This is a genomic window from Salinispora goodfellowii (genome assembly GCF_059570675.1).
Window position 1 is genome coordinate 1 of record NZ_JCANTD010000084.1, and the last position, 2,430, is coordinate 2,430.

General features: G+C 72.7%; 3 protein-coding genes. All 3 read right to left on the reverse strand.

The genetic code is table 11. The features are described from left to right. Positions 1 to 32 precede the first annotated feature (32 nt). Entirely contained in the window at positions 33 to 347 is a 315-nt protein-coding gene (locus tag T398_RS26680) for a DNA cytosine methyltransferase (protein ID WP_496450563.1), read from the reverse strand. A 108-nt stretch (positions 348 to 455) separates the two neighbouring features. Beyond that, on the reverse strand, positions 456 to 1,460 hold the full coding sequence (locus T398_RS26685) for a DNA methyltransferase (RefSeq protein WP_491639567.1): 1,005 nt from the start codon (positions 1,458 to 1,460) through the stop codon (positions 456 to 458). Continuing rightward, the gene (locus tag T398_RS26690; protein ID WP_491639530.1) at positions 1,444 to 2,364 is read right to left on the reverse strand and encodes a hypothetical protein; all 921 of its coding nucleotides are present in this window, start codon (positions 2,362 to 2,364) and stop codon (positions 1,444 to 1,446) included. The genes T398_RS26685 and T398_RS26690 overlap by 17 nt, the downstream gene beginning before the upstream one ends. Positions 2,365 to 2,430: the final 66 nt, after the last annotated feature.

The following is a 2,430-nucleotide window of genomic DNA, read 5'->3' on the forward strand; positions in this document are numbered from 1 at the left end:
ACGGAAGCAAGCACAGCCGCGAACAGAGATCATCAACCCACGACCAGCCAGACAGAACGATCCCGACGGCGTGTCACGAATTCGGCAGCAGAGTCGTTGGAGATGTCCTGACAGGGGAACCCGGCCGTGAGAACATCGACCGGTCCAACGCGGGTCCAGTCGACGGTGCGGATGTCACCGAGGTTGGGCACGCCGGGCCAGTGGTGGGCGCAGACGGTGCGGGCGTGCCGATCGGTTTCGGCGTACCAGGTGAGGTGGCCGCCGAGCACCAGCTCGACGGCCATGTCGAGACCGCCGTAGCCGGTGCACAGCGATCCGATGCGCGGTGCGGGAAGGTGGTCAATCACGCACCTCCGCCACGTCGAGCGTCGGCGACGTACGGTGTGCGGCCACCAGCAGGGGGCGGTAGCTGGGCGCTCCTGCCACGTGGCTCGGATGGCGGTCGATGGTTGAGCTCACGAGACCGCCTCTCCCCCGGCGTTGTCCTGCGCCGTTTCCGCGCCCGAGTCGGTCGGCGTTCTGATGAACACGAGGACGTCCTCGTGGGCGATCAGGTGCATGGGGGTGCCGGCGGCCCGGGCCTTACGGACGGCCTGGAGTTGAAAGAACGACGGGCGGGCGACGAGCCCGCCGTCGCGCACGGCGGCGAGCAGCGCCACGCACCGGTCGACGGGGGTGAGGCCGGCGCGGATGCCGGCGCCGATGACCGCGCTGGGCAGGTCGACCAGTTCGCCGTGCTTGCGCCACGGTCGGGCGGTCACCACGACGACCCCACCGGGCTTGAGGAGGGTGTGGCAGCCGGCGAGGATCTGGGCGAACCCGTCGGCGAGTCCGGTGAGGTCGCGGTAGGCGAGGTTCCCGCGGTCGGTGCCGTCGTTGTAGGCGTTGTCGAACTTGGTCACCCCGTCGGCGCCGGGCCGGACCAGGCCGTGCACGGTCGGCCCGTACGGCGGCGACGTCACCACCAGCGCCACCTGCCCGGCCAGGGCCCCGGGTACGAGCGACAGGATGCCGGTGGCGTCGCCGCGGATCACCCCGGCCCGTCCGGTCGCACCCTGGGCATGGGCGTGCTTGATGTTGGCGTCGGCGATGTCGGACCACCGGGACTCGTACTCCACCCCGATCGCGTCCCGGTCGGCGTGGATCGCCTCGACCAGGGTCGTGCCGATCCCACACATCGGGTCCAGCACCAGGTCACCCGGCTGGGTGTAGGCGGTGACGGCGTGCGCGGCGATCGCGGGCAGCATCCGCGCCGGGTGCTGCACCGACTCGCGCACATACCGGCCGCGGCGCTGGACCGGGCCGGTCGACTGCGCGGTAGCCCACACCGACAGGCCCTCCGGGCCGGGAGCAGCCCGATGACGCCCGGCCGGACCAGTGCTCGTGGCGGCAGCCGTCGTGGTCTGCCCGTCGGGCTCGCTAGGGTTGGTTTGTGCGCGGTGCTTAGCCACGGCGACCACCGCCCTCGCGCCCGCCCCGGCGCGGAGCATGACGCTGGTGCTGGGTCTGGCTGAACACCATCAGGTCCGCGTGGACCCGCAGATGCGCCACCCGCCACCGGTCGCCTAGGGCGGTGGTGAGGGTGAGCAATTCCTCGTCGGTGACGTGGTACACGAACGCGTCCCCGTCAGTGTCGGCGGTGACCGCGACGAGGTGCTGCAGGTAGCCCAGCCCGACGCTGGCGGCGGCCTGGACCACGCCGGAGAAGTCCTCCGGCCCGGCGGTGGTGCCGGCCGGAACGGTGACGACGAGGATCAGGCAGCCACCCGGCTGCAGCAGCGCGGCGCAGCCGGTCAGCAGCCACGCCAGCCGCACCCGGTTGGTCGCGGCATTGGGGTCGAGGGGCCAGCAGGCGACCACGAGACTGGTCGCCTGCTGCAGGGAACCGCCGGGCGGCGGGCCGGCGACCGTGTCGGCCGGTGGGTGCAGGTCCGGGTCGGTGAGGTCGTCCCCGAACCAGGCCCCCATCTCCGGCAGGTCCTCGTCCTCGTCGGTGCCGCCGGCGGTGCCGGCGGGCGGACGGGGAGTGGCCGGGCCGACGATCAGGCTGGACGCGTCGGTGAACCACGCTGGGTGGTGCCGACGGGCCCCGGCCGCACAGGCGGAGGTGAGTGCGTGGTCGGGGGTGAGGTCGACGACCGCCTCACCGGGGCGGCTGTAGGCGGCGATGAGGCGGTCGGCGAGGCGGGTGCCGATGCTGCGGCTGGCGTCGCCCGGGGTGCGGGCGGTGCGCCAGACGGTGAGCGGGACCGGCGGGTCGCCGGCGACCAGGTCGGTCGGGGTCGGGTCGACCCCGGCCAGGAGGCCTGTGTCGACGGTGGGATCGTGCTGCGGATTGTGGTGCTGCGGCGTGTGCTCGCTCATGTGGTGTCGGCTCCGCGCCGCGCCGTGGTGCGCTGACACCCTCAAACCGGTGTTTGTGAGCTGTGG

What these genes read in the sequence shown, in the direction of transcription:
- T398_RS26690 (WP_491639530.1), bottom strand. Translation starts at nt 2,364, where the DNA reads ATGAGCGAGCACACGCCGCAGCACCACAATCCGCAGCACGATCCCACC.